A 25,683-nucleotide genomic window follows, 5' to 3' on the forward strand; every position below is an offset into this window, starting at 1 on the left:
TCCGACCCCTTACTCTTCCTATAGCCTGCGTCCCCTGACGCGGCTCCCTCCAACACGCGATGTAAGCAGTAGCGCTCGTTCCTAAACAGTTAACTCAGCCACCCACTGTCTCTGCGCTCCTGCCTACTTCGCATTCTTGTTCGACTTGAGGCTGTCCCGCTCAACCAGCCAGGCTGCCCGCTCCCTCCGCAGGGCAGCCAACTCCTCCCCGGTCTCTTTCCACGAGGTGCTCACCTTGGTCAGCTGGTCACGAAAGCGGTCTCGATCCGCATTCGAGTCGCGAATCTGACCGGCTTGCTCCTCCACTTTCGCCAGCAGTTCGTAGTGAACCTTCGTCTGCGCCACCCGCTCCAACTGAGCCCGCCGGCTGGCTTCCCATTGAAAGAGGCAGATGCCGCTCAGGACCAGAACTCCCACGAGATTGAGAGGGCCAAGAAAACGATTCATGGAGCGCTGGCCTTGACTGCCTCGCGGGTTTCAAACGCCACCTTGTCGATTCCCGAGGATCGCACCAGATCCAATGCTCGAATGACATCTCCGTGACGCGCCGCTTGATCCCCGCTGATGAACACCCGGACGGACGCATTGGTCTTTCGTTGCGCCGTAAGCAACGAAATCAGCTCCTGATTCCCGATGGGTTTCTGGTCGAGGAACAAGGTGCCAGCCGCATCGACCGACAAACTGAGGAAGTCCTTGTGAGCCTCGCCGGTCGCGGTTGTGGCCGTCGGCAGATCGACCTTGACGCTCCGGCTGTTTACCATGCTGAGGCTAACAAGCATGAAGGCGGCCAAGAGGAAAAACATGATGTCGATCAACGGGATGATCTCGATGCGAGCCTCGGTCTCGTCGGCATGCCGGGATGTCAGCTTAACAGGCATGATGCTTAGCGGTGGGTGAGCGTGGTGGAAGGCTGACGTGTTGACTCCGACGACCGGGTGCCGATCGCCTGGTCTCGCGCAAACTCCTCCAAATCGTGCCCGTGCTGCTTGGCGGAAGCCACCAGGAGTTCGACCTGGTTGATCGTCCGCTCCAGGCGCGATCGGAAACTTGCCAAGCGTCGATTGAAATAGTTGTAAGGCAGGAGGCAGAGAATCGCGATCCCCAGCCCGCAGGCGGTGGCAATCAGCGCCTCCGCAATGCCACCGCTCACCTTGGTGACCGCCAGTTGGTCGTCCCCGACGAAGTTGAACGAGTGCATGATGCCGGTGACGGTGCCCAGCAGCCCCAGCAAGGGCGCCAAGGTAATGAAGCTTCCCAGGATCCAGAGTCGCTGCTCGGCTCGCTCGATCTCATCGGTGGCTTTAACCTGCATTGCACCCAGCAGACTGCTGTGCGCGTGAGTGAGACCCTGGTGGACCGTCGCAAGATAGGGATCGTTGGGCCGCTGGCCACTCAGCTGAACGGCGCGGACAAAACTTCCCTGAGCAACCGCCTCACAGGTCTCCGAGAGGATCTCGCGAGAGGCCCGCCGACTGAGGGCCCACCACCACAGACCTCGCTCCGCCACCACCACCAGCGCGGCGAGCAAACAGAGCAGAATCGGCCACATGATGGGACCCCCCTTCAGGAAAAAGTCCACAACGACGTTGGCGAGCATGGGATGGATCATAACGATTTAGGGAGCGAGTTCAAAACGAATCGAGACTTCGTACAGACGAAGCGGGCCAGGGCGGAACTTCCAACGATCCCGCACCGTCCGCAGCGCCGCCTGGGTCAGAATGGGCCACGGCGCGGGCCTGATCGCCTCGGCAGCCACAACGTGGCCGTCCGGGCCGACCGTAAAACGAACACCCACAGTTCCCTGCTGCCCCTGTCGACGCGCCGTCATCGGATACTCGGGCGCGGGTTGCCTTCCTTCCCCCTGTCCGTATTGCAGCTGCTGGACGGCCGGGACCGAAACCGGGACTGCCGGGGTGGCTGTGGGTGTAACCACCGGCGCTTGACGAACCAGGGAGGCCTGCGCGGCGTTCACGACCCGAACCGGGCCTTCGACGGGTATCGGAAATGCAATCGCCGGACTGGGCTCGGCGACAGCGATGGCGGCCGGTGCCGGCACGGGCATGGACTTCTGCGGCAGCGTGGGTGGCATCGCCGCCGGTGGCGGCGATGCCGGAAGTTCCGGCGAAGGCAGGGGCTCCGTGGTCAATTCCACACTCAGAAACTCGGCCTGAACGGGGGCTCGTGGCGGTGCGGGAGGCAGTGGAGTCGGATAGGACAACCAGGCACCCATCCCCGCCACCCCTGAAACGAACAACCAAAGGACCAGGGTAAAGATGGCGGACCAGTCCGCGTCCTCCGGATGACAGCTCAGCTGGCGCCGTTCGGGGCCAGTTGAGGTCGATTTCGAATGGAGCTGGGTCGAAGTCACAGGTTTTCTCGGAGCGCATCGGGTGGTCCGTTGGCTACTGCGCTGTTCTCGCGACGCGACCTAAATCGACGCCACGCCAGCGCGAAGCCGGTCCAAACCAGAACCGCCCCACCCAGGGAAGCCAGGGCAGCCACGAACTTGCCAACCATTCCCAGCGCTTCGCCCGTGTGAAGGAATCGAAACCACATCCGGAGCTTACGTCCGGAGTTAAACTCGGCATATCCCTCGCGTTTCAGCACTGCGCCCGTATAGGGATCGAGCCACAGCTGAACGCTCCCGTATTGAGGCAGAGCCCCTCGCTCCCGGAGCGAGAAGTTCACAGCGGGAACGTTGTCCGGCCCTTTGCTGGCCTCGCCTTTACCCTCGCCTTCTCGCGGACCGCGAGCGGAGCCGCCGCGGTCCGCCGACGGAGCACCACCACCACGACGGTCGTTCGAGCCTAAGCGCAGGGTCAGAAGGTCCCACTGCGGAACTGCCTGCTGAGCGATCGCCGCCAAGGCCGCGTAGGTGAGCGGCTGGGTCGGCACCTCAGGTTTGCCAACGGTCACCGCTCCCGCTCCCGCAGGCCCACCAGGACCCGCGGCGGCCGGCGGTGGCGGAGATCCCGCCACACGGTGCAGGAGATCGGACGCCCAACGATAGGAAATCACCATGCCCGTGAGCGTGAGCACGATCAACACGGGCGAAAGCCAGAATCCGACCACTGTATGCCAGTTCCAATCCCGAGCCTTGCCGCGGGCCTGCCAGCGGAAGTGGACAACCGACTTGATCGATTCGATCGACCACTTCCGCGGCACCCACAGAATCAGTCCGGAAATCGCCAGGAACAGAAAAGCCACATTCGCTGCACCGGTGATCGCCTTGCCGACCGATCGACCCTGGTCATCGCGACCGAGCCACCGATGCCAATCCGTCAGCACGCGCATCAAGCTGCGCGTGCCCGCGGCTCCTGGATCGACCATCGCTCCGGTATACGGGTTCATGTAAGCAGATTCGTACCGGCCATACGACAGCACCACCGCCTGGCCCGGATCAAAGGACACTGCCAGAGAAGTCGGCTTTTTGCCAGGCCGATCGAGTTCTGCCCGCCTCAGCATTGCATCGACCGACAGCGGTTTGATCCCTGGAATCGGCTCCACCCTCCTCAGGCCAGCCTCGCCGAACCCGATGGCCTCCTTCTCGAAGGCGATGGCCGCTCCGGTCACGCACAGCATGAGGATAACCACCCCCGCTACCACCCCAACCACCAGGTGGGCCCAGAACAAGAGTTTACGCAGCATCATGATCCTCTCAAAGCTCCGCCCATTGGCGCAGCAGGTTGTGGTAAACACCCGTCAGTTGAACGGCCGTTTGCTCAGCGGTGGCGTTCCCCGCGAGGTCTCGGCTCAGCCGCTGAACGCTCAGGTCCAAATCAAAAAGCAGCGATCGGTGCCCATCGTCGCGGACCATGCTCTGGATCCAAAAGAACGAGCAGACCCGAGCCCCTCGGGTCACCGGCGTCACGTGATGAAGGCTCGTTGACGGGTAGAGAACCAGGTACCCGGGAGGCAGCTTAACCCGCTGCACGCCATAGGTGTCCTCCACGCAAAGCTCGCCGCCATCATACTCTTCGGGCCCAGCAAAAAAGAGGGTCGCCGACAGATCCGTCCGAATCCGGTGCGCGGTTCCGGGCACTTGACGAATGGCATTGTCCACATGAGTTCCAAAGGACTGTCCGCCCGAATACCGGTTGAAGAGCGGCGGGAAAACCCGCAACGGAAGGGCAGCGGACAAAAAGACCGAGTGTCGTCCCAGCGCGCCGAGGATCATCTCGCCGAGTTGGGCGGCGATGGGATGCCCCTCGGGAATCTGGACGTTGTCCTTGGCTTTGGCCGACTGGTGGCCGGCGGTGACTTTGCCGTCCACCCAATCGGCCTGGTCCAGGAGTTGGCGTGCCTGCTTAACCTGGTCGCCATTGAGAACCTCGGGAATGGTCAACAACATAGGGGAGTGGGATTTAGAATTTGAACGACGCGGTCAGAATCGCCGAGCGCCCCGCGCCAGGAATGGCATGCCCACCGCCCACTCGGTCGATGTACTCCTTGTCCCACAGATTCGAAACGTTCACTCGAATATCGATATGATCATTCGCTTTCCATGAAACAAAACCATCCTGCAGCCAATAACCCGCCACCGACTGCTTTTCGACATTGTGCGAGAAGCGCTCATCCACAAAAAACACGCCAGTACCAAGGGTGAACCGCCACGGCAGCTCATAGGTGGTCGAAATGCTCGCGGTCTGTTCGGGGGTATTGTTGAGGCGATGGCCCTGCTCGCGAATGGCGACTCCATCGTAGGTCGTGACAGTCGACGATTTAAGAATCTCGCTGTCCATGAAGGCGTAGCCCCCGTAGATACTCCACCGCTCGGTCACTCGGCCGGAGACGCCCAACTCAATCCCCTGAACTCGCACTTTCCCGGTGGTGCTCACCACGCTGGTGATGGGATCCGTGTTTCGATAATTGTCCTTGTCGGTTCGAAACACCGCAGCGCTCACCGACAGCCGTTCCCGGAACAGATCCCATTTGGTTCCCAACTCATAGCTCCGCCCCAACTCGGGATCCAGGATCGCGTTGTTGGCAGCCAGGGTGAGGCCTTCGGCCGATGGGTTGAACGAGGTCCCGTAGCCAAAGTAAACGCTCCCGTGGGGCAGAGGCTTGTAAACCAAGCCGCTTCTCCACGTGGGCTCGATGTCGGTGCGGGCCAGCGTCGTGGTCACCCCATTGGTCGCACGCTGATGGTAAGTGGTCGAAAACACATCGCCTCGCAAGCCGGCGGTGAAGAGCCATTTCTCAGAGAGTTCGATGGTATCAAACACCGACAAGCCAGCCGCATCCACAATCGCCTGGTTCCGCGCACCGGTCCGGAAGTACGGATGGAACAGATCCGACGAGCTGGGCGAAAGCGGGTTGCTGAGCTGGGCTGGGTAGGGAAAGGCGGTGCCAACCGTGGAGGACCGCAGATAGTTGGCTTCCGTCTCGTGACTGTACTCGAAGCTAGTGACCAGCGTGTGCCCCAGCTTGCCGGTTTCAAACTCGGTCCGAAGATCCGTCTGGTTGGAAAAGACATCCGTGACTTGATCCCGGGACTGAAACTCGTGATTCAATCCATACAGTGCCCCGTCGCTGCCCGTAACCACTCGTCCCGATCCCAGGTCATAGGGCCCATAGAGCGGATCCGCCGTAGGATTCCGGATGATCCGTGGAGCGGTGATCACCGAGTCCCGATCCGTCCGCCCGTATCGGGTTTGATTCTGCAGTTTTACCGTATCCGTGAAGTCATGTTCGAAGCGGAGCCCGGCGATGTCGTTCACCAAATCCTCGAAATCACGGTCCACCAGGCCCAGAAAACTATCGTAGGGCAAGGGGGCAATCCTACCGACGGCGCTCCGGCCCCCGTAGGGATTGTTGCGACTGCTCACAAAGGGAAGTCCATATCCCGCCAAGTTGTTTTCCTGAAGATGCAGATAGCTCAACACCGCCCGGGTCCGGGTGCCCAACCCGAGCGCGAGGGTGGGATTCAAAGCCCACCGATGGTCGTGAATCCAGTCGCGGCCGGCGAAATCCTGATCATGGTAGAGCCCGTTCAAACGGAAGGCCGCCCCCTCGAGACCCAGCTTGCTGAGCTGTGGGATGGGCTGGTTGAAATCGAGAGTGCCTCGATAGTAATCGTCGGAACCGTAGCTCAACGATCCGCCATAGAACGGGTTCAGCTTGGGAGTCTTGGCGACCATGTTGACCGAACCGCCGGTCGAACCCCGACCGGAATACGTCGAATTCGGGCCTTTAAAGATCTCCACCTGCTCGACATTGAAGGCGTCGCGGGTATAGCCGCCGACGTCTCTAACCCCGTCGACGAACAGGTCGGTACGCGCGGCAAATCCACGGATGGTGAGCTGATCCCCGGCCGGCACCCCGCCCTCCCCGGCTTGAAAGCTGATGCCCGGCACGTTTCGCAGAACGTCCCGCAAGGTGGTCGCGTTCTGATCTTCAATGACCTGCCTGGGAACCACGTTCACTGTTTGTGGAGTGTCCCGCAGCGCGGTCACGATCTTGGGAGAAGCGACCGACTCGGGTTTGTACCCGGGGTCCTGCTCGCCCTTGACCACCACCTCCGGAAGCACGGACGGACCATTCGTTCCTGTCGCTGTTCCCGAGGCGGGCCTGGAGCCCACCAAGGAGGATGTCCCCTGCCCTGATGAGGCATAAGGGCAGAGCGCCGCCGCGCTCAATGTCGTCAGGAATGCCAATGCGGGTGACCCGCAACGACGGGTCAACAAGCTGGAGCCCTCGGCTTCCTCTCGGTCGTTAATCAGATTCAACATAGGAAAAGGGACGATTCACCATCCGATCGCCAAGGGAACTGCCCATGATCCGATCAAATGCGAGAAACATCATGCACACATACCCCCGGGTCCGCCTCTGCGTGGTTGCGATAGATTGTCGTTGTCTTGCGGTCGGAATCGAAATCTCCCGCGCTTCCCGGCAACGGCGTCCAACAGGCGACTCGATAGGGATTCCATGGCCGCCTTAACGTAAGGTCTCGCCCCTCAGGGCCGCTTTCGCAGCGCCTTTGATTTGCGCAACTGGCCGCCAAAGAATAGCAACCCCGCGGATGTGCTGCGCACAAAAGCCTGGTATGACACGGACATGTGCTCACGAACGTCTCAGAACCATGGATCATATTGAGAAACCCGAAAGCAGCCGATCACCAGGCGAGGTCCTCTTGCATCTCAGGGAGGCGGAGCGGTGCCTGGCCGCCGGGACAGCCTCAAGCCTCGCCTCAGGCTTGGCGGCGACGGATACGGCCCTGCGATGGCTCCAGGGGCCTGTCATCTCAAGCGATGATTCGGTTGTCTGGCTGAAGGCCACGGCCTTGCTTCTGCGCGGCAACTGCCTCCGCGAAATCGGAACCAGCCAAAGCAGGACGGCCGCCTTGTCCTCCTACGACGAGGCTCAGCGTATGTTGAGCGAGCGAGACTCGGCGCAGCGAATCGACGTCCGCAATTTTCTAGCCAATGTTTGGACCAATCGGGGGATCGCACTCATGAACGAAGGCGGCTTCGACAACCTGACGCAATCCATCCGCTCGTTCGACAAGGCCATCGAGTGTCGCCGGGCTTATCCTCCCGACGTAGATCCCTGGATCCGCTACGGCCTGGCCGCTGGATGGATGAACCGAGGCGATGCCCTCACGCGACTCGGAGGCACGAACAACCTCGAACTCGCCCTCACCGCCTACGATGAAGCCTTAGGGGTCATGCTGAGTTTTCCCCCACAGGCAGCGGCGGCCTTTCGCCAGCGAACCGCCATCGCATGGATGAACCGAGGGATCACCCTCCAAGCCTTCGCAACTGAGGACGCCCAACGTGAGGCGATCGACTGTTTCGAGCAAGCAGACGCATGCCTGGAGGGTTTGGCGGAGACCGGAGACAGCGCGCAGATCCGAGCGGCTGTCTCCATGAATCACGCCAACGCGCTCCTCCAATCCGGAATCCCGAATCCAACCCAGGCCTGCAAGTCCGCCCGCAAAGCAATAAGCTACTCTCACGGCGCTGAGCGGCAGCACCTCCGATCCGCGGAGGTCGGGTTGAAGGCCCGTTACATACTCTGCCAGGCTTTGACTTGCCTGATCGGGGAGCACCCAGATGGCGCGACGAGGGATCCGTTATTCGCAGAGGCCACCGACGCGGTGGATGAAGGAATGGAACTCATTCGGCATTGGACTGCGAGTGGATCGCCGTTGTCGCGGACAATAGCCAATGATCTGTTCCGTTTTGGAGCGAGAGTGTACCAAGCGTATCAGCCCCATTTCCTAACGGAGTTCCTGCTCGAAACTCTCGAACCGCAACCCTCGCCAGCAGCTTCAGAACCAAATCCAGAGATGCACCTCACGGCCGTGGAAGCGATCTGGCAAGAGCTGAGAAAAGTAAGCAGGAATGGCTTCAAGATGGTTAGCAAGCCTGAGTTCGATTCGCTCTTGGACCAACTTCGGCTGCTACGGGTCGCGGACGAGCGGCTGACCAAACTGCGCGAGCAGAGTTCCTAGCTCCCTTCTCTCAGTGCGCATGAGGCGAGGCGGCCGATCGTTAACAATCTCTTAACACTTTTGAACCGCTTCTTAACTACCCAAATCTGTCCAATGGACGCACCTTCACTGCATGGAAACTCTTCGTGAGAAACACGTCCCCCAACGGGGATACGGAAGGCACGCTATGATGGATGCGATCTACGTTGGACTCATGTTCCTATTTTTTGTCGCCTGCAGCCGCTATGTACGGTGGGTGGAGAAACTCTGAAACACGCCTATGGAAACCATGCTGCTCGGGAGCGTCGCGCTCCTGCTGTTCGTTTACCTGTTCACGGCCATGGTTCAACCCGAAAAGTTTTAAGGACTACCTATGGGCACCTCGGGCTGGATTCAACTCACCTTGTTTGTTATCGTCTTGGCTGCCGTTACCAAGCCGATGGGGCTCTACCTTGTTCAGGCCCTCGATGCGGATGGCAAGACCTGGTTCGATCGGATCCTGCGACCGGTCGAACGGCTGACCTACCGCGCGATGGGAATGGACGCGCGCCAGGAACAGGACTGGAAGCAATACACCTTCGCCATGCTGGTGTTCAGCCTGGTCGGATGCCTGTTCACCTACGCCATTCTACGGCTTCAACATCTCCTTCCGCTCAACCCGCAAGGATTCGGCGCGCTCAGCGAGGATCTCGCGTTCAACACTGCGGTGAGCTTTACGACCAACACAAACTGGCAAAGTTACGGGGGGGAGACAACCTTGTCCTATCTGTCCCAGATGGTGGGCCTCACCTTTCACAACTTCGTGTCGGCCGCCACCGGGATCGCCATCGCCGCTGCGTTGGTTCGGGGAATTTCGCGGCATTCGGCGAGCACGCTGGGCAACTTCTGGGTGGACCTGGTCCGGACAACCTATTATCTGCTCCTGCCCATGTGCGTGGTCTTCGCCGCGGTCCTGATCTCCCAGGGGATGATCCAGAACTTCGAGCCCTACACGACCGCGAAGCTCACCGAGACCTACACGGTCCAGGTTCCAAAATCCGACGACCGAGGCCTGCCAGTGATGATCGATCAGATCGTGGAGGAGCAGACCATCGTTCAAGGCCCCATGGCGTCGCAGGTGGCCATCAAGATGCTCGGTACCAATGGCGGCGGATACGTCAACGCCAATGCCGCGCACGGTTTCGAGAACCCGACACCGCTGTCGAACTTCCTGCAGATGCTCTCCATCTTTGTCATCGGCAGCGGCCTGACGTATTACCTGGGCCGGATGGTCAAGAATCAGAAACACGGATGGACGGTGTGGGCCACGATGATGGTGCTCTTCCTGACCGGAACCATGGCCTGCTGGTGGGCGGAATCAGCGGGAAACCCAATCCATCACCAACTGGGATTGGCCTCCAGCGACGGCAACATGGAGGGCAAGGAGGTGCGTTTTGGCATCTTCAATTCCGCCCTGTTCGCGACGGTGACCACCGCCGCTTCTTGCGGCGCCGTGAACTCCATGCATGACTCTTTCACGCCGTTGGGTGGGTTTGTTCCGCTCTTCAACATGCAGCTCGGCGAGATCATCATTGGCGGCGTGGGCGCCGGACTTTATGGAATGCTGGTCTTCGTCGTGTTGGCCGTCTTTATCGCCGGCCTCATGGTCGGAAGGACGCCCGAATATTTGGGCAAAAGGATCGAAGCCTACGAGGTCAAGATGGCGATGCTGACACTGCTCATCCTGGCCGTCTCGATCCTGGGATTGTCCTCCTGGGCTGCGGTCAGTGCCTGGGGAACCGCCGGGCTGAACAATCAAGGACCCCACGGGCTCGGGGAGATGCTCTACGCCTTTAGTTCAGCGACCGCCAACAACGGCAGCGCGTTTGCTGGGCTCACCGCCAATACCGTCTGGTATAACACCACCCTCGGGCTGGCCATGTTGATAGGCCGGTTTGCCATGATCGTGCCCATCCTGGGCCTGGCGGGATCGCTCGGCAGAAAAAAGATCTCTCCGCCCAGCGCCGGCACTTTCCCGGTTTCAGGGGGCACCTTCATGATTTTGCTGCTGGGGACCGTATTGCTAGTCGGTGCTCTGAACTTTCTACCGGCGCTGGCACTCGGGCCGGTGGTCGAGCACTTCCTCATGCATCAAGGAAAGCTGTTCTAAGAACTGTCTCACGAACGCTCGCCCCCTATGACTTCGAAACCAACTTCCCTGCTGGATTGGAAAATCGTCGGTCCTGCCATTGGCGACTCCTTCGTTAAATTGGATCCGCGCCTGATGATCAAAAACCCGGTGATGTTCGTAACGATGGTCGAGGCCGCCCTGACTACCGTCAGCATCTTCACTTCCTCGGACGAACGAGGTTTCGTCGCTCAGCTAGCCGTTTGGCTATGGTTCACGGTTCTTTTCGCAAATTTCGCCGAAGCAGTGGCCGAGGGCCGGGGAAAGGCCCAGGCGGAGAGCTTGCGCAAGGCGCGGAAAGAGACCACGGCACGTCGTCTGCGCAACGGGCGAGAGGAAGCCATCCCGGCACCCAGCCTCATGAAGGGCGATATCGTGGTCTGCGAGACGGGGGATGTCATCCCGGCCGATGGCGATGTCATTGAAGGCATCGCGACCGTGGACGAGGCGGCTATCACGGGCGAATCGGCCCCCGTCATCCGGGAAAGCGGCGGCGACCGAAGTGCCGTCACCGGAGGAACCCGCGTCCTGAGTGATCGCATTCTCATCCGCGTGACCATGGAGCGGGGCCAGGGCTTCCTGGACCGCATGATCGGTCTCGTGGAGGGCGCCCAACGCCAGAAGACACCGAATGAGATTGCCCTCACCATTCTCTTGGCGGCCTTGACCTTCATCTTCCTGCTGGTCTGCGTAACGCTCAAACCGTTCGGCATCTACTCAGGTGCGGTCTTCTCCGCGCCCGTGCTGATCGCACTCCTGGTTTGCCTCATCCCCACGACCATCGGCGGACTGCTCAGTGCCATCGGCATCGCCGGAATGGACCGCGTGCTGCAACGGAATGTGTTGGCGATGAGCGGGCGGGCCGTCGAGGCGGCGGGCGACGTGGACGTTCTGCTCCTGGACAAGACCGGAACCATCACGCTCGGCAACCGCATGGCAACCGCCTTCCTGCCGGCTCCCGGCGTTGCCGCGGAGCACCTGGCGAATGCGGCTCAACTGGCCTCTCTGGCGGACGAAACCCCCGAAGGCCGCAGCATCTCCGTATTGGCCAAGCAGCAGTTCAATCTCCGCCCACGAGACGTCGGCGATTCGCATGCCAAGTTCGTTCCCTTCACCGCTCAGACGCGCATGAGCGGAGTGGACTTTCCGTCGACAGATGGTCACGCGACGCGATCCATCCGCAAAGGGGCGTCCGAGGCGATTCGTCGGCATGTGGAGTCGCTGGGCGGAAGTTTTCCCAAGGAGATCAGCCAGGGCGTGGATGAGGTCTCCCGCGCAGGCGGGACGCCGCTGGTAGTGGCCGAGGGGCGCGAGGTGCTTGGGATCGTTCAGTTGAAGGACGTCGTCAAGGGCGGCATCAAGGATCGTTTCGCACAGCTGCGCCGAATGGGAATTCGGACGGTAATGGTGACGGGCGACAATCCCTTGACCGCAGCCGCCATCGCGGCGGAGGCCGGCGTCGACGACTTTATGGCGCAAGCCACTCCCGAGCAGAAGCTGCAGCGCATCCGCGATGAACAGGCGGGAGGCCACCTGGTTGCGATGACGGGAGACGGAACCAACGACGCCCCTGCCCTGGCCCAGGCCGATGTGGGTGTTGCCATGAACACTGGCACGCAAGCCGCTCGGGAAGCCGGGAACATGGTGGATCTCGATAGCAACCCCACCAAGCTCCTGGATATCGTCGAAATAGGAAAGCAGATGCTGATCACCAGGGGATCACTCACGACCTTCAGTATCGCTAACGACGTCGCGAAGTACTTCGCGATCATTCCGGCCATGCTCATGGTCACCTTTCCCGCGATCGCCCCCTTAAATGTCATGCACCTGCACAGCCCGACGAGCGCGATCCTAAGCGCCGTCATTTTCAACGCCCTGCTGATTGTCGCTCTGATCCCGCTAGCGCTACGCGGGGTCAAGTACACGCCCATCGGCGCGCTGGCAACTCTCCAACGCAACCTCTTGGTCTATGGTCTGGGCGGAGTCATCATGCCTTTCATCGGTATCAAGGCCGTCGATATGCTGATCACTGCAGTCAACCTCGTTTGACGTCTACTATGACTCACAGATTTCTCTCTGACCTTCGCGCAGGCATCCTCTCCACCCTCATCTTGGGCGTGGCTTGCTGTGGCTTGTATCCGCTCATCGTATTCGGAATCGGGAAGGCTCTATTTCCCGACCAAGCGGCCGGCAGCCTGATCCGTGACCAGACCGGGCTTATTCGCGGCTCAAAGTTGCTTGGCCAGAATTTCAGCGGGGAGGGATACTTTCACCCGCGGCCCTCGGTAGCCGGCCATGGCTACGATGCCGCCAACTCCGGCGGCAGCAACCTGGGTCCGACGTCACGAAAGCTCCATGACGCACTTAAGGTGCGGGCGGACACCTATCGAAAGCGGAACGGGCTGCCATCCACGGATGCCGTTCCGGCCGACGCCGTGACGGCCTCCGCCAGCGGCCTAGACCCTCATATTTCGCTTCAGAACGCGGCGCTACAAGCGCGCCGCGTCGCGAGGGCCCGTCAGCTCGAGTTGCAGAAAGTCCTGGGTCTCGTTCGCGAGAACACCGATGGCCCGGACCTCGGTATCCTAGGGGAACCCGGAGTGAATGTGCTAAAGCTGAACCTGGCGTTGGATGCGATTAGCGCCACTCGATGAACCAGGGAAAACCAGACAGGTCTGGACACGCCAAGGGGCAGGACGAGAGAATGGTGCCCTATGGACCGCGGTGGCACGACACCGCTGTTCCTTCACGCCGCCTGATCCCCGACCACGCACCCATTCACCGAGGAAGCCGAGGTGCCACTCCGTCGCGCGCAGGAAAAGCGGAGACATGTCTCCGCACTCCACAGAGCCACACTTCTTCGCAAGTCACTGGAGAGCAAGAACGCTCTATGGACCGCGGTGGCACGACACCGCTGTTCCTTCACGTCACTTTATGCCCCCGGATTCAGCCAATCACATGCGGCACTCCCCTGATCCTTCTGGCCCGCCTCCGCCATCCCAAGAAAGCTTGCCTTTTAAACTCCATCCGGTGGACTTGGCATGAGCGAAATGTCTGACGACGATCGACGAAACCCGGATGCGCTTTTAGCTTCCATCAAGCGCGAGGAAGCCCAACGAAAGCGCGGACGGCTCAAAGTGTTCCTGGGAATGTGTCCCGGTGTCGGCAAGACGTTCGCCATGCTGGAGGCAGGCCATCGGGAATTAAAGGCAGGTCGCGATGTGGTCGTGGGCCATGTCGAAACGCATCAACGTCAGGAGACCGATTCGTTGGTAAGCGGACTGCCTCAGGTTCCCCATCTGGAGCTCGAATATCGCGGGATGCGACTACACGAGCTTAACTTGGATGAGCTCCTCGCGCGACATCCCCAGATCGCACTGGTGGACGAACTCGCGCATACCAACGCGCCCGGCTCCCGACATCCCAAGCGCTGGCAGGACGTCCAGGAACTGCTTAGTTCCGGCATCGATGTGTTTACCACCCTCAACGTTCAACACGTGGATAGCCGCGCGGATACCGTACGACAGATCACCGGTGCCGAGATCCGTGAGACCGTTCCGGACAGCCTGTTGGACGAGGCTATCATGGAGCTGGTCGATATCCCGCCAGCCGAGCTGCTGCGGCGGCTCCAAGAAGGCAAAGTGTATGTTCCGGATCGTGCCGCAGCTGCCGCCCAAAACTTTTTCCGAGAGGCTAACCTCACGGCTCTCCGTGAGATTGCGCTGCGACTCGTGGCCGAACATGTGGGCGTCGACACTCGCGAACTGCGCCAAGCCCTCCCAGGTGCCGGGCCGTGGAAAACCAGCGTGCGTCTCATGGTGGCGGTGGGGCCCAGCCCTTTGTCAGCATCCCTCGTCCGCTGGACGCGGCGGCTCGCGGACGCGCTCCAGGCCCCTTGGCTGGCGGTCTCCGTCGAAGGCTCCAATCCTGTTCACGAGGACCAGCAAGCTCGCCTCGCCGCAAACTTGAACCTGGCCCGACAGCTAGGAGGCGAGGTCGTTACAACGGTGGACGAGGACATGGTTCGCGGCCTCCTGCGCTCTGCCCGCGAGCACGACGTCACCCAGATTGTGTTCGGGAAACCCGGCCCGGGCAGATGGCTCGGCGTCCGCCAGCGGAGACACGTGTTGCGCCGGCTCGTGGAATCCAGCGGCGACATCGACGTTCTGGTGGTGCGGGCCGACAAACCCGAGACCCCCCCTCCCGCGAAGGCCGCGTTGCTAAACCTGGAGTCACAGAGTGGTCAATACTTGGCCGCCTTCGCGAGTTGCGCCGCCGTCACCCTGGTAGCATGGGTCTTACAGCGCTGGATTGGGTATCAGACGGTCGCGCTCATCTTTCTCTCTGCGGTCGTGCTACTCGCCATGTTCGTCGGGCGGGGCCCCATCTTCTTCGCTGCCACATTGACCGCTCTCTCCTGGAACTTCCTGTTCGTGCCGCCGCTGTTCACCCTCTGGATCACCGGCTTCCACGACTCGATGATGTTCGCGCTGTACTTCTTGGTCGCCCTCGCCACCGGCCAGCTGACGGCCAGGCAGCGGCTCCAGCAAGCCGCGGACCGCGAACGCGAGAAACGGACAGCTGCGCTGTACCGCCTGACTCGCGAACTCGCCGCCGCTACCGATTACGCGCAAGTCCTGGGCGCGGCCATCAAAGAGGTGGGAGCCGCTTTCGATGCGGATGTCGCGCTCATGCTGTCCGGATCGAACGAGAATCAGGAGCTGGTTCGCTACTTCGCCGCGCCCTGGCTGCTGGATGACAAGGAGGAGGCGGTAGCGGCCTGGGCGTTTCACCACGATCAACCAGCCGGCCGCTTCACGGATACGCTGCCGCAGGCCGCGGGCTTGCATTGCCCCCTCAGCGCGGGGGGGAAATCATCGGGCGTGATCGCGTTGCGATTTCGCTCCTCCCAGCCCCTCTCGATCCAGCAACGAAGCCTGCTTGAGAGCTTCGTACGGCAGATTGCCTTGGTCATCGATCGCCAACGGCTGAAGGAAGGCGAATTTGGCGCACAGCTCATCGCCAAGTCGGAGCAGCTGAGCCGAACCCTTCTGAACTCCGTCTCGCACGAGCTGCGTACTCCCATCTCGGCGATCATCAGCGCAACGAGCGCTTTGGCCGGGGCGGGCCCGCTTAACGAGGCGCAGCGGGGGCTGTCCGAGGAGATCGACCTGGCGTCAAAGCGATTGAATCGAGTCGTGCAGAACCTGCTCGGCGCGGCGCGCCTGCAGTCCGGACACATTGCGCCCAAAATGGATTGGTGTGACGTGGCCGAATGGGTCGAGATTTCGGTTCAGGCGTTGGGACGGCAGTTGGAAGGACGCACCATCCTACGCGACATTCCCCGCGACCTGCCCTTGATCCGAGGTGATCTCGTGCTGCTGGAGCAGGCGCTGAACAATCTCCTTCTGAACGCGTCGACGTACACTCCCCCCGGAACGCCTATCGAGATTGGGGCTGCGCGAGACACTAAACACCTGATCCTAACGGTAGCCGACCATGGCCCCGGTCTCTCGACTCACGAACTTGATCGCGTCTTCGATCTCTTTCATCGCGGCCCCGATGCCGCGGCGGGCGGAACCGGCCTCGGACTGGCCATCGTGAAGGGCTTCGTTGAGGCCCAGGGAGGCCAAGTCACCGCGAGTAACCGTCCGGGAGGCGGTGCTCAGTTTTCCATCTCTCTTCCGCTCGCGGAACCTCCACCTCCCCCAGCTCAACAGACATGAACCGGACCTCACAAAAGCCAGCCTGGATGGCGCTAGTCATCGATGACGAGCCTCAAATGCGCCGCCTGCTGTCGCATGTCCTCGAGGCCCACGGGTATCGCGTGATCCTCGCCGAACGAGGCGAGGAGGGCTTGCTGCTGGCGTCTCAGCATCGGCCTGATATCATTCTGCTGGATCTCGGACTGCCCGATCTACCCGGCGAAACCGTGCTCAAGCAGCTTCGCGAGTGGTCCGCCACCTCCATCGTGGTTCTCACCGTCCAGGACGCTGCGGCGCAGAAGGTGGCTTTGCTCGACGAGGGCGCGGATGACTACATCACCAAGCCGTTCGACACCGGAGAACTGCTGGCGCGCATGCGCGCCGCGCTGCGCCATCGGCAGGGACCCAGCGCGGATCCGCTGTTCCGAGCCGGCCCTCTCGAGGTCGATCTCGCCGCACGTCTCGTTCGCAAGCAGGGTCAGGAGGTGAAGCTGACGCCGATCGAGTATTCCCTGCTCCGCCTGTTCGTGACACATGCCGGAAAGGTCCTGACCCACCGGCAAATTCTGACGGAGGTGTGGGGCCCCAATGTCTCTGGAGAGACCCACTTTCTCCGCGTGCACATCGCCCACCTGCGCGACAAGATCGAAGCCGCTCCCGGCCGTGCCAAACTCATCGTCACCGAGCCTGGAGTTGGATACCGACTACGCTTGCCCGAGTAATCGTACCCTTCGTTCCTTTGAAGCGTTGAATTACCGTCACCAGGATTGCCTCAGGGTCCATTGTCATCATCGAGAGGCGAACTCCTGCGAGCCCAGACCTGATCCCTGCTGTGAGCCCCACCGATCAAGGGCTGCTGGACTTCCCCCTAAACTCCCCCCCATGACCAATCCGATGAACGTACGTTCAGGGGATTTGTACTGGCTCGTTGGCAAGGTCGTAGTTAGTCTAGGCCTTCCAATGAGGCCAAGGACCAAGGAGTTGCTGTATCTAATGCTATGGACTTTCGAGACGCTATCGCGTCCGAGTTTTCGCAATATCGGTGAGTCGTTTGAAGGATGGGCTTACCGAAGAGGGTTCCTTGGACGACTCCAGGAGTTGGAAGCCATGAAGTTTGTCGAGCGGCGAGACGTCGGTCTAAAGAGGATGTTCCGGCTTACGGAGAGCGGCAGACTCCATGCGCTGGGCGGCTCCGATCCAGAATCACAATGGAACAGGCCTTGGGATGGGAAATGGCGGCTGGTCATCTTTGATGTTCCCAATGAGCACACTCGACTCAGGAATCGTTTCCGAGCGCAACTCCGGCGGGCAGGCTATGGGTGGCTGCAGAACAGCGTTTGGGTTAGCCCGGATCGACCGTCCATCGATCGGACCATTCTGAAACTGACCGAGGCTGATGTCGAATCACTCGTGCTTCTGGAGGCCACCCCCATCGCCGGGGAGTCGAACTCAGACATCGTGAGTGGTGCCTGGAATTTTTCCCTTATTAACCAGCGCTACGAGAGTCATGGGAACATCCTGGCCCAAAAGCCCACAATCGCCGATCGAGAGCCGACCTCTGCGGGGAGGCTGCTTGAATGGGCTAGGCAAGAACTAGCGGCCTGGGAGGCGGTGATGGAGGTGGATCCATTGCTGCCGAGAGTACTGTTACCCGCCGACTATCGAGGTATGGAAGCCTGGGGCAAAAGAAAGCAAGTCATGGGTGAAGTCGGTGCACTGCTACGTGAGCTTCCACCGAAGTCCCTACCAACTCGATGAACGTACGTTCACTCAGTTGGTACAGGTGAGCGAAACCCAGGGGCACTGCACTACCGGCCCACAAACCGCTAAGTTCACCAGCCCCATCGCTGATCATATCCCCGTCCACTCCCCCCTACCAACTCGATGAACGTACGTTCACTCGGTTGGTACAGGTGAGCGAAACCCAGGGGCATTGCACTACCGGCCCAAAAACCCACTAAGTTCACCAGCCCCATCGCTGATCATATCCCCGTCCACCCCCCTCCCCCCTACCAACTCGATGAACGTACGTTCACTCAGTTGGTAGGGGGGAGAAGGGGGTGGGCTGCTGAGTCCTCAGGGAGGAACCCCCAAGTGAGAAGGAGCGGAGTTGAGGGAGGACCGGACAGAATGCTGGGCTAGGCGGCCCAGACTCTACGGGCCGTAGAGCCCGGGGACTACACCGCAACAAAGCCGCCCACGCCTAAAGCACGGAACGCTCGGCGATTTATCGGATTGGAAAATTCTCTCACAAACTCAACAAAACCACGGCTTTTAAAGCGCCCTATGCGGCAGAACAACTACCCGAAACACGTCGTGGCACACCCGCTGCTAAAGGCATCAGCAGCGCGCCCAAGCCTGCGACACCGTGGAACGAAGGCGTTGATAGAAAAATAACAACCTAAGAATTGCTCATGAAAATCAAGTATCCAACCGTCCCAAGCCGCAGCCTTCTCTCGTCGGTGCTGTTCGCCACCTTCGTCGCTCTCGATGTCTCAGCTCAGTCGTACACGTTCATCGATTTAAGCACCGGTTCTGCGAGTGCGGTAAAGGACGGAATCGTTGTCGGCCTAACATCGCCCGTGGGATCGAGTGCTCTGACCCGGGCGACCTTGTGGGACGCCAGCGGCCCGATCGATTTTCACCCCGCCGCCTTGTTGGATCCGGTCAATGGCACGGGTGGACGATCCGCTCTGGAAGACCTTTCCGGCGGCATCCAGGTGGGATGGGCAGCCACGGCGGCTCTGTCCACCCGGGCATTCCCCATGGTCTGGCGCGGAACGGCTGAAAGCGGAGCTTTCCTCCCCATCCCGTTCACCAGCTTCGGCGGTCAAGCCACCGCTACCGATGGCATCCAAATTGGCGGCTACGCCATCGGGATCAATGACGAAACAGGAACTATCGGTTCAGCCCATGCGATGCTCTGGGATGCAGCAACGGGCGCAGCGACCGATCTAGGCGAAGGGAACGGCGGCGCACAAGTATTCGGAGTCGCTGCCGGACAGCAAGTCGGCTTTATTGTGAAAGGAAACGCCAATGCCACCCTCTGGCGTGGATCGAGGGGCTCAGCGGTTTCGTTGCATCCCAAGAGCGCAACGCTCTCCGTAGCCAATGGTACCGATGGCGCTCGTCAGGTCGGCTACGCCGGGTACGATATTCGAGTCCGCAATGAGGCGCCCAAGGGCAACAAGACTGCTCGTTTCAATTACGCGATGCTTTGGACGGGCACGGCGGCCAGCGCGCTTAACATTCATCCCTATCCGGTCAACGCTGGCGATGTCGTCTTCACACACAGCATCGCCCTGGGACTCTCAACGACCTACATTGCGGGCTACGCAAATGATCCAGCGAAGATCAATACCCCAGCCTACAACCACGCCATCGTGTGGGACAGCGTTCTTCAATCGATCGACCTGAACGCTTTTCTACCGGCGGAATTCATTGGAGCCCAGGCCTACGGAGTTGACGAAGCGGGCAACGTAGCCGGCGTCGCCACCAAGGCAAACGGGGAGCGACATGCGGTCATGTGGCAGTTGAACCCAGCCCAATAGTCCTCGAGCGTTGCGTTGAGAGGGTAAGGTTAATCCTCTCCCAACCGAGCAGCTGCGAGTGGTTTTATCCGCTCGCAGCTTTTTCCTTATACCATGGCTGACTTGAAGTTAGCTCTACGAAAAACACCGAGCCAGTTTCTCCGAATCCGCCGTGGTCAGGGCGAGATATACATTCGGGCCGGTAGACCAGATCGCACTATTCCAACGTGGAAGCTTGAAGAACTGAGGCTCGGGGCCAGGGGGATCGATCAACGCGCTGCGATCAACCACCAGGATATGAACAACCGCCCGAGTGTGTGCGGGAAGAAAGCAGATCAAGGCTGCTCTCCGACGCTTCCAACGAAGTTCCTTGCAACCCACGGTGCGGCTGTTCGCCAGGAGGGACGGGATCTCCAGACGCCCCGGCTCTCCATGCTTTTCAAGCCATTGTTTGACGTTCGCATAGTCATCCTCCGCGAAGTCGAACGTATGATCCCACACCCTGTCCAAAAAGTCTGCCATATCCTCACGGAAAGCAGTCAACGGCCACACTCTCTTTCTGAACACAGCCAGTCCAGCCACCGACCCCAGAACCGCAACGGATGCCGCCATCGCTAGAAAACGACGACGTTTCCCAGGGGCCGGAGAAACCGGGACTGCTGGCTGACCTGCTCGGATCCGTTCCAACAGCTCGTCGGGAACGGGAACAGATCTCAGTTTATCGCGCATCGAGCGGTCGAAGTCTTGCGAGACTTCGAGCCAGCTCGCCAGTTCTGCGTCGCACTCGGCCATGCGAAGCGCCTCTTCAAACCGAGGATCCCCAGCGTCAACCTCGCTGGCCCGCCATGACTCTAGGATAAATTTGGCCTCTCTCGAATTCATACTGACCCCTTCGAATGGAGCCCCGGATCTGTCAGCGAGACCACCTTGCCTCCCGATCCGGCAGCCGCTTCGCCGATCAAAACACGAAGCTGTCCCTTCCCTCGCGCGAGCCGCGACATCACGGTGCCCACCGGCACCTCGAGAATTTCAGCGATCTCCTTGTAGGAAAAGTTCTCCAGATAGAACATCGCCAGGGGTATCCTGTAATTCTCATCGACACGCTGAAGGGCTTGCATCACCGCCGCGGAGTCAAGGTCATTGACTACTGTCGACGCGATCACCGGCAGCTCACTTTCGACCTGACTGGTCTCGTAGTGTTGAAACCGATCCGAGTGCGCCTTCCGACGCAAGAACTCACGATGGAGAGTGGTGAACATCCAAGACTTCAGCTTGGAGGGGTCCCGTAGCTGATGACCCTTCGCAGCCCAAATGTAGTAAGTCTCCTGGGTTAAATCAGCAGCCACCGTCTCGCTACGCGAAAGGCTCAACGCGAAATGATAGAGCGAGCGATAAAATCGCTCTACCAAGCCGTCGAGATTCGCGTCGTCCATTAGTATTGGGAGCAACCAGCCCCACGTTTATTCCAGTTGCCCCTAACAATTTGCAAAACCTTCCACCTCAACTGCTCGGCCGGAATAAAGCGCCGATCCAACGCTCCGACAATCGATGCAGCTCAGTGGAAAGCTCAGGCCTCCGGTTTGAAGCAACTTAACACCACTGTAGCTCATCTCGTCAAACCAAACACAGGACAAACCAATGAGACCCACGAACCAACAGATGAGCTGCCTGATGGCCGTTTTTCTCCCTTTCTTAGCCGAATCAGCCCCTCCACCCGAATTCCAGACCCGAGTCGTTGTGGCCGGGCTCACGCGCCCGACTGGAATTGTAGCCGGAAACGAGGATGAACTTTACTTCACCGAGATCCCAGCCCCAGGCACACCCAACGCCGGAAACGCCGTCAAGAAGTTCGATTTGGAGGATTGCACCCTGACCACCCTTCACGAGGGCGAACCGGAGCCCGTCAATATAGCCGTCGACCGCACGGGCCAGCTCTACTGGACGTGCAAATCGGCCGGAGTCATTCTCAAGCAGGATGAGGATGGGCAAACGACGTCGGTGCTCACCGGGCTCCAAAAACCCAGTGGGATTGCGGTAGATCGCTGGGGGCACATCTACTTCACTTCGATTCCCACCCCGGGACTCCCTGGCGACAAAGGCGGAGCTAACACCGTGGCAGTTCTCGGAGTCAAAGGGGTCAGCGTCCTCCATACCGGTGAGCCAGAACCTCAGGACATTGCCGTCAGCCGACAGGGAGAACTCTATTGGACCTGCAGGTCGGCGGGTGTGATTCTCGAACAGAATCGGCACGGAGAAACGAGCGTCCTTCTTCAAGGGCTGAACAAACCCGTTGGAATAGCTCTCAACCGCAAAGGGGACCGACTTTACTGGACGGAAGTTCCCACGCCTGGAATGTCAGGTGCGGCTGGAGGAAAAAACCGGGTCTGGGAACTCAACCTACGCACCAAGAAGAAGACATTAGTGCATTTCGGAGATCCCGAGCCTACCGACGTTACGGTCGGCCCGGATGGTTCGGTGTATTGGACTTGCACCTCGGCCGGCGTGATCGTAGAAGCGCATCATCGGCGAAACCATTGAGGCACTCGAGCCGATCGGTTTCGTAAGTTCGAGGACGGGCTGCGAGTGGAAGGATCCGCTCGCAGCTTGCGGCTTTCTCTCCAGGGTGAAAATGCACGCTTAAGTGATGCAGCAAATCGCCTCACCTGATTGGCCTGATTCAACAGGATCAGACTCGCTCAAGGAGTCACTTGGCTTGCTTCACGCAACGCCTCGGCCAGCTCGCGGGCTTTCCATTGATTACTATCGAACTGGCGATGAATTCGTCCTCGAGTATCCAGCACGACGGTTCGAAGATTGTGAAGGATGCTTCCCCCTTCAGGATAGTACATCAAATCAACTTTCGGGGCCAGGCGCTCCATGACCGGGTTCGATGCGGCCGCAAAAGTCCAGTGGGTGGGATCCTCGCCGCGATAGACGCCGGCGTAGCGTGTGAGCACCTGTGGAGTGTCAAACTCCGGATCAAAACTGATGGATAGAAAATGCCAATTGGTGCCCCCAGCCGTGTCCTCCTTGAGCAAGGCGCGCGCCCGGCTAAAATTGCGGTTCATCAGCGGGCAAAAATCAGGCAGAGGACAGCGGGTGAAGATGAAGGTCAGAGCCACCGCCTGGCCGCGAAACTGAGAGAGACGGAGACGCTCCCCGGTCTCGCAAATCAGTTCGAACTCAGGCAACGGTTCACCCACCCTGAGCTCCTGCCCCTTCTTCGCAGGGGGCTCGACCCGCAGTGGTGCAGCAGGGGCTTGGTTCGTGACACTCACCCGCTTGAGCGTGTCGATCCAATGGGTGTCCGCAGTCGCCAAGAGACGGAACGTGATGACATCGCCCACTTTGAACCCCTCCAACTCGCGCGGATTTAGGGCCGTGAGCTCCATGGTCATCGCGGGCATGTAGTTTGGGATGGGCTCATGCCGGATCACCGCCTTCTTGCGGTCGTCCGCTATGCTCCGAAGCACACCTCGCGCCTCATGGATCTCCTTCGCAACCGGGGTGGCAACCTTGGATGAGGCGGCTGGGGAAGCGGCGACCACGGTCAGATCTGAAGCGGCCAGGCCGAAACCGAGGCTTAGCGCGCAACTCACCATCCGCCACGTCGATCTCATAGCGCGGCGCGCGGTTGTCGAATTCGCTCGATCTCCGACATGACTACGTCGGTCACCCGGGAATCCAACCCGTTAAAGGTGGCGCGCACCTTGCCATCAGGGTCGATCAGAAGGATTTCCTGAGTGAGCCGAAGTCCGTTAGGAATCAGGAGATTCTCGCCGGACAAATCCGGAAAGAAGCTCTGTTCAAGAAGGTCGCAGATCGCTGTTTTGGAGCCCGTGAGAAAAAGCCAGCGGTGGGTATCGGCCTGGAAACGCTGAGCGAAGCGGGCCATAGCTTCCGGGGTGTCGGTACGCGGATCAATGCTGATGGAAACCAGTCTGATCTGATCGTTGGTACCGACCTTGGTCTGAATTTCCGACATGCGCCGATTGACTTCTTGGCAGCCTAAGGAGCAGCTGGTGAAAACGAAGTTCATGACCAGATACTGGTTGCCTAGATCGGTTCTGGACACTTTCCTTCCGCTCCGTTCTACGAGTTCAAAGTCGGCCAGCCAGCGGGCGCGGAGATTGGTATCGTGTCCCGCGGTATGAAGCCGAGTTGACGCCGCCGCAGGCGACTCGGAGTCGCTCCGTCGCCACCGAGAAATCGCCAACACGGCCACAACTCCCAGCGCCGCCAGACCGCACGCGATCACCGTGAAAAATCGCTGCTCGCGCGCAAGCTGGGCATCTTCGGGTTTTTGCTCTTCCAGAGAGGAGTTCATGGAACGCGTGTCGCCTGATAGCCGGCTTCTTGTATCACCTTGATCAGTTTCTCCTGATCCACTCGGGCCGGATCCACCTTCACTTCCGCATCCGCTTCCGGGTAGCGCACCGTGGCGGATAAGACGCCCGGGACCGCGACAAGCTCCGAGCGGATTCCGCCGGCGCACCCAGTGCAGTGCATGCCTTGAACCTTAAAATGCCACGCCACGGGCGCCGCGCCAGAGGCTGTGTCTCGCGGGCCGGCGCAGCCCGCCCACAGGGCTGCGAGCGCCCCTGCCCACAGAAGCGTGGCCGCACGTCGGCATTGGGAAGCATTCACTCGGAGGTTTAGGAACCGAACCATAAACACAGCATGGGTGCGCCAAGCGGCATGGTCAATATCTCGGCACGGTTTCGTCCCTCACAACCAGGACCGGGGGAGACACAACACCCAAGCGCGGTGGGGTTGTCCTTCGTAAGGGGCTGCAAATCAGGAAGAGAAACGCCGATGTTCGTTGTAAGGCCGGCGGGCAGCCAACCAGATGCGGCAAAATGCCACAGAGCGTAAGTCCGTTTGATCAACCTTCCCGCAATGGCCGCACAGATCGTTCACCGCAAGGAAAGCCACCAAGCATGAGAGGGTGCGGGTAGCCCTCCGCTCACCTCACGCTAGCCTGGACCAGGGACGGGGTTGTCGGAAGGTATTGCTTGAGGTTGACGAATCGTTCGGCTCGTTCGCGGATAATACGGTGCACCTTGTTGGCGTCGAAACCGAGCTTGCGGTAATACGTCAGCCCGGCATTCCACATCACATAAAGATCAAAGTCCCGGGGATTGCGGCCGGTTTCCTGCTGAAAGCGGGTCATCAAGAACCGCAAATGCTGCCGGGCCACTTCACCCGAAAGCCAGGGGTTACGGTAATTCTGGGACCGGGAGTAGGTTCGCCATACCTTCGGCAGGATCTGATAGCGGCTAACCTCGCCCGCCTCGCCTACGGCAGCATCGTTTCCCCCGGATTCGATCAAGCTGAGAGCTTCCAAATCGGAAAGCCCGGCCTGACAACTCAGAATACCTGCGGAAAGCAGTGCGATGAGTGATCTCATAGAGTAGAGCATGTAAGTTTCGTCATTTTCTGCTGGCGAACACCCGCACTCCCTTGCCCGATTTCCCCCACTCCATCTTCCCGTCGAACTCAATGCCTATTCCCATCCCCAATCGCCAACATCACGGCACCAAGACCGAAGGGCGCATACTGAAGCAGGGGGCCGACAAGATTTGAAGCGTTTCTTTTGTCTAATTTCGTTCAAGAGTTGGTTTCCATCCTCAATAAGCAAGACCCGAGCCGATTGAGATCGTCCGAAATTGAGATTAACCTCACTCTAAGAATGCATCATTCTTGAAATCTGTGACGGTAAAGTGGTGAAATTTGGAGTGAGTCGTCTCAGTGCCGCGACAGCTTCTGACTGTCCCCGAGGCAAAAAACGAGCCCGGGCAACGTTCATTGCCGGGCGGCCAGCGCCTTACTAACTGGGTGTAGCTT

23 protein-coding genes are annotated in these 25,683 nt (G+C 59.9%); 10 read left to right on the top strand and 13 right to left on the bottom strand.

The features are described 5' to 3' along the window. Nucleotides 1-123: 123 nt before the first annotated feature. The 7 genes from JNN07_14160 to JNN07_14190 are packed head-to-tail and all read right to left on the bottom strand — an operon-like array spanning nt 124 to nt 6,731. Nucleotides 124-447 (bottom strand): hypothetical protein, encoded by a 324-nt coding sequence (locus JNN07_14160; protein MBL9168879.1) that lies wholly within the window; start codon nt 445-447, stop codon nt 124-126. After that, entirely contained in the window at nt 444-878 is a 435-nt protein-coding gene (locus JNN07_14165; protein MBL9168880.1) for a biopolymer transporter ExbD, read from the bottom strand. The genes JNN07_14160 and JNN07_14165 overlap by 4 nt, the downstream gene beginning before the upstream one ends. Before the next feature lie 5 nt (nt 879-883). After that, nucleotides 884-1,609 carry a MotA/TolQ/ExbB proton channel family protein gene (locus tag JNN07_14170; protein MBL9168881.1) on the bottom strand — a complete coding sequence of 242 codons (726 nt, stop codon included), beginning with the start codon at nt 1,607-1,609 and terminating at the stop codon, nt 884-886. A 6-nt stretch (nt 1,610-1,615) separates the two neighbouring features. Continuing rightward, nucleotides 1,616-2,368 carry a TonB family protein gene (locus JNN07_14175; protein ID MBL9168882.1) on the bottom strand — a complete coding sequence of 251 codons (753 nt, stop codon included), beginning with the start codon at nt 2,366-2,368 and terminating at the stop codon, nt 1,616-1,618. Beyond that, nucleotides 2,365-3,651 (bottom strand): PepSY domain-containing protein, encoded by a 1,287-nt coding sequence (locus JNN07_14180; GenBank protein ID MBL9168883.1) that lies wholly within the window; start codon nt 3,649-3,651, stop codon nt 2,365-2,367. The genes JNN07_14175 and JNN07_14180 overlap by 4 nt, the downstream gene beginning before the upstream one ends. A 7-nt stretch (nt 3,652-3,658) precedes the next feature. Next, the gene (locus JNN07_14185; GenBank protein ID MBL9168884.1) at nt 3,659-4,351 is read right to left on the bottom strand and encodes a Fe2+-dependent dioxygenase; all 693 of its coding nucleotides are present in this window, start codon (nt 4,349-4,351) and stop codon (nt 3,659-3,661) included. Nucleotides 4,352-4,364: 13 nt separating this feature from the next. Then, nucleotides 4,365-6,731: a TonB-dependent siderophore receptor gene (locus JNN07_14190; protein MBL9168885.1), complete on the bottom strand. Its 2,367-nt coding sequence runs from the start codon at nt 6,729-6,731 to the stop codon at nt 4,365-4,367. A gap of 350 nt (nt 6,732-7,081) precedes the next feature. On the opposite strand from JNN07_14190, the gene JNN07_14195 reads away from it, so the two are divergent. The 9 genes from JNN07_14195 to JNN07_14235 all read left to right on the top strand — a co-directional run bounded on the left by JNN07_14195 (nt 7,082) and on the right by JNN07_14235 (nt 19,857). Beyond that, nucleotides 7,082-8,455: a hypothetical protein gene (locus JNN07_14195; protein ID MBL9168886.1), complete on the top strand. Its 1,374-nt coding sequence runs from the start codon at nt 7,082-7,084 to the stop codon at nt 8,453-8,455. Between the two features lie 259 nt (nt 8,456-8,714). Further along, nucleotides 8,715-8,798, top strand: a complete 84-nt coding sequence (gene kdpF, locus JNN07_14200; protein MBL9168887.1) for a K(+)-transporting ATPase subunit F — start codon at nt 8,715-8,717, stop codon at nt 8,796-8,798. Nucleotides 8,799-8,807: 9 nt separating this feature from the next. After that, a complete protein-coding gene (kdpA, locus tag JNN07_14205; protein MBL9168888.1) occupies nt 8,808-10,583 on the top strand; it encodes a potassium-transporting ATPase subunit KdpA in 1,776 nt (591 codons plus the stop codon). Between the two features lie 27 nt (nt 10,584-10,610). Next, on the top strand, nt 10,611-12,650 hold the full coding sequence (gene kdpB, locus JNN07_14210) for a potassium-transporting ATPase subunit KdpB (protein MBL9168889.1): 2,040 nt from the start codon (nt 10,611-10,613) through the stop codon (nt 12,648-12,650). 8 nt (nt 12,651-12,658) lie between these two features. Further along, on the top strand, nt 12,659-13,255 hold the full coding sequence (gene kdpC, locus JNN07_14215) for a K(+)-transporting ATPase subunit C (GenBank protein MBL9168890.1): 597 nt from the start codon (nt 12,659-12,661) through the stop codon (nt 13,253-13,255). A gap of 396 nt (nt 13,256-13,651) precedes the next feature. Continuing rightward, nucleotides 13,652-16,327 carry a sensor histidine kinase KdpD gene (locus JNN07_14220; GenBank protein ID MBL9168891.1) on the top strand — a complete coding sequence of 892 codons (2,676 nt, stop codon included), beginning with the start codon at nt 13,652-13,654 and terminating at the stop codon, nt 16,325-16,327. Next, nucleotides 16,324-17,028: a response regulator gene (locus tag JNN07_14225; GenBank protein ID MBL9168892.1), complete on the top strand. Its 705-nt coding sequence runs from the start codon at nt 16,324-16,326 to the stop codon at nt 17,026-17,028. The genes JNN07_14220 and JNN07_14225 overlap by 4 nt, the downstream gene beginning before the upstream one ends. Nucleotides 17,029-17,266: 238 nt before the next feature. Then, on the top strand, nt 17,267-18,064 hold the full coding sequence (locus JNN07_14230) for a hypothetical protein (GenBank protein ID MBL9168893.1): 798 nt from the start codon (nt 17,267-17,269) through the stop codon (nt 18,062-18,064). A gap of 656 nt (nt 18,065-18,720) precedes the next feature. Beyond that, nucleotides 18,721-19,857 (top strand): hypothetical protein, encoded by a 1,137-nt coding sequence (locus JNN07_14235; protein ID MBL9168894.1) that lies wholly within the window; start codon nt 18,721-18,723, stop codon nt 19,855-19,857. Between the two features lie 114 nt (nt 19,858-19,971). Here JNN07_14235 and JNN07_14240 read toward each other — a convergent pair whose 3' ends face one another. Together JNN07_14240 and JNN07_14245 are read right to left on the bottom strand one after the other, a co-directional pair. Continuing rightward, the gene (locus tag JNN07_14240) at nt 19,972-20,718 is read right to left on the bottom strand and encodes a hypothetical protein (GenBank protein ID MBL9168895.1); all 747 of its coding nucleotides are present in this window, start codon (nt 20,716-20,718) and stop codon (nt 19,972-19,974) included. Beyond that, complete coding sequence (locus JNN07_14245) at nt 20,715-21,269, bottom strand: RNA polymerase sigma factor (protein ID MBL9168896.1); 555 nt, start codon at nt 21,267-21,269, stop codon at nt 20,715-20,717. The genes JNN07_14240 and JNN07_14245 overlap by 4 nt, the downstream gene beginning before the upstream one ends. Nucleotides 21,270-21,474: 205 nt before the next feature. On the opposite strand from JNN07_14245, the gene JNN07_14250 reads away from it, so the two are divergent. Further along, the gene (locus JNN07_14250; GenBank protein ID MBL9168897.1) at nt 21,475-22,374 is read left to right on the top strand and encodes a hypothetical protein; all 900 of its coding nucleotides are present in this window, start codon (nt 21,475-21,477) and stop codon (nt 22,372-22,374) included. 158 nt (nt 22,375-22,532) lie between these two features. Here JNN07_14250 and JNN07_14255 read toward each other — a convergent pair whose 3' ends face one another. The 4 genes from JNN07_14255 to JNN07_14270 form a co-directional block, all read right to left on the bottom strand. Then, the gene (locus tag JNN07_14255) at nt 22,533-23,456 is read right to left on the bottom strand and encodes an SCO family protein (GenBank protein ID MBL9168898.1); all 924 of its coding nucleotides are present in this window, start codon (nt 23,454-23,456) and stop codon (nt 22,533-22,535) included. Continuing rightward, nucleotides 23,453-24,163, bottom strand: coding sequence for an SCO family protein (locus JNN07_14260; protein ID MBL9168899.1), 711 nt, complete (start codon nt 24,161-24,163; stop codon nt 23,453-23,455). The genes JNN07_14255 and JNN07_14260 overlap by 4 nt, the downstream gene beginning before the upstream one ends. Then, a complete protein-coding gene (locus JNN07_14265) occupies nt 24,160-24,507 on the bottom strand; it encodes a heavy-metal-associated domain-containing protein (GenBank protein MBL9168900.1) in 348 nt (115 codons plus the stop codon). Before JNN07_14265 ends, JNN07_14260 begins: the two co-directional genes overlap by 4 nt. A 295-nt stretch (nt 24,508-24,802) precedes the next feature. Beyond that, nucleotides 24,803-25,246 (bottom strand): hypothetical protein, encoded by a 444-nt coding sequence (locus tag JNN07_14270; GenBank protein ID MBL9168901.1) that lies wholly within the window; start codon nt 25,244-25,246, stop codon nt 24,803-24,805. Nucleotides 25,247-25,683 lie beyond the last annotated feature (437 nt).

The organism is Verrucomicrobiales bacterium, assembly GCA_016793885.1.
Taxonomy (GTDB): Bacteria; Verrucomicrobiota; Verrucomicrobiia; order Limisphaerales; family UBA11320; genus UBA11320.

Bases quoted from the DNA above. Each gene is read 5' to 3' on its own strand.
- JNN07_14270 (MBL9168901.1), bottom strand. From the start codon at position 25,246: ATGAGATCACTCATCGCACTGCTTTCCGCAGGTATTCTGAGTTGTCAG.
- JNN07_14235 (MBL9168894.1), top strand. From the start codon at position 18,721: ATGAAAATCAAGTATCCAACCGTCCCAAGCCGCAGCCTTCTCTCGTCG.
- JNN07_14265 (MBL9168900.1), bottom strand. From the start codon at position 24,507: ATGGTTCGGTTCCTAAACCTCCGAGTGAATGCTTCCCAATGCCGACGT.
- JNN07_14245 (MBL9168896.1), bottom strand. From the start codon at position 21,269: ATGGACGACGCGAATCTCGACGGCTTGGTAGAGCGATTTTATCGCTCG.
- JNN07_14190 (MBL9168885.1), bottom strand. From the start codon at position 6,731: ATGTTGAATCTGATTAACGACCGAGAGGAAGCCGAGGGCTCCAGCTTG.
- JNN07_14255 (MBL9168898.1), bottom strand. From the start codon at position 23,456: ATGAGATCGACGTGGCGGATGGTGAGTTGCGCGCTAAGCCTCGGTTTC.
- JNN07_14260 (MBL9168899.1), bottom strand. From the start codon at position 24,163: ATGAACTCCTCTCTGGAAGAGCAAAAACCCGAAGATGCCCAGCTTGCG.
- JNN07_14160 (MBL9168879.1), bottom strand. From the start codon at position 447: ATGAATCGTTTTCTTGGCCCTCTCAATCTCGTGGGAGTTCTGGTCCTG.
- JNN07_14220 (MBL9168891.1), top strand. From the start codon at position 13,652: ATGTCTGACGACGATCGACGAAACCCGGATGCGCTTTTAGCTTCCATC.
- kdpB (MBL9168889.1), top strand. From the start codon at position 10,611: ATGACTTCGAAACCAACTTCCCTGCTGGATTGGAAAATCGTCGGTCCT.
- JNN07_14195 (MBL9168886.1), top strand. From the start codon at position 7,082: ATGGATCATATTGAGAAACCCGAAAGCAGCCGATCACCAGGCGAGGTC.
- JNN07_14180 (MBL9168883.1), bottom strand. From the start codon at position 3,651: ATGATGCTGCGTAAACTCTTGTTCTGGGCCCACCTGGTGGTTGGGGTG.
- kdpA (MBL9168888.1), top strand. From the start codon at position 8,808: ATGGGCACCTCGGGCTGGATTCAACTCACCTTGTTTGTTATCGTCTTG.
- JNN07_14240 (MBL9168895.1), bottom strand. From the start codon at position 20,718: ATGAATTCGAGAGAGGCCAAATTTATCCTAGAGTCATGGCGGGCCAGC.
- JNN07_14225 (MBL9168892.1), top strand. From the start codon at position 16,324: ATGAACCGGACCTCACAAAAGCCAGCCTGGATGGCGCTAGTCATCGAT.
- JNN07_14170 (MBL9168881.1), bottom strand. From the start codon at position 1,609: ATGATCCATCCCATGCTCGCCAACGTCGTTGTGGACTTTTTCCTGAAG.
- JNN07_14230 (MBL9168893.1), top strand. From the start codon at position 17,267: ATGAGGCCAAGGACCAAGGAGTTGCTGTATCTAATGCTATGGACTTTC.
- JNN07_14250 (MBL9168897.1), top strand. From the start codon at position 21,475: ATGAGACCCACGAACCAACAGATGAGCTGCCTGATGGCCGTTTTTCTC.
- kdpC (MBL9168890.1), top strand. From the start codon at position 12,659: ATGACTCACAGATTTCTCTCTGACCTTCGCGCAGGCATCCTCTCCACC.
- kdpF (MBL9168887.1), top strand. From the start codon at position 8,715: ATGGAAACCATGCTGCTCGGGAGCGTCGCGCTCCTGCTGTTCGTTTAC.
- JNN07_14185 (MBL9168884.1), bottom strand. From the start codon at position 4,351: ATGTTGTTGACCATTCCCGAGGTTCTCAATGGCGACCAGGTTAAGCAG.
- JNN07_14165 (MBL9168880.1), bottom strand. From the start codon at position 878: ATGCCTGTTAAGCTGACATCCCGGCATGCCGACGAGACCGAGGCTCGC.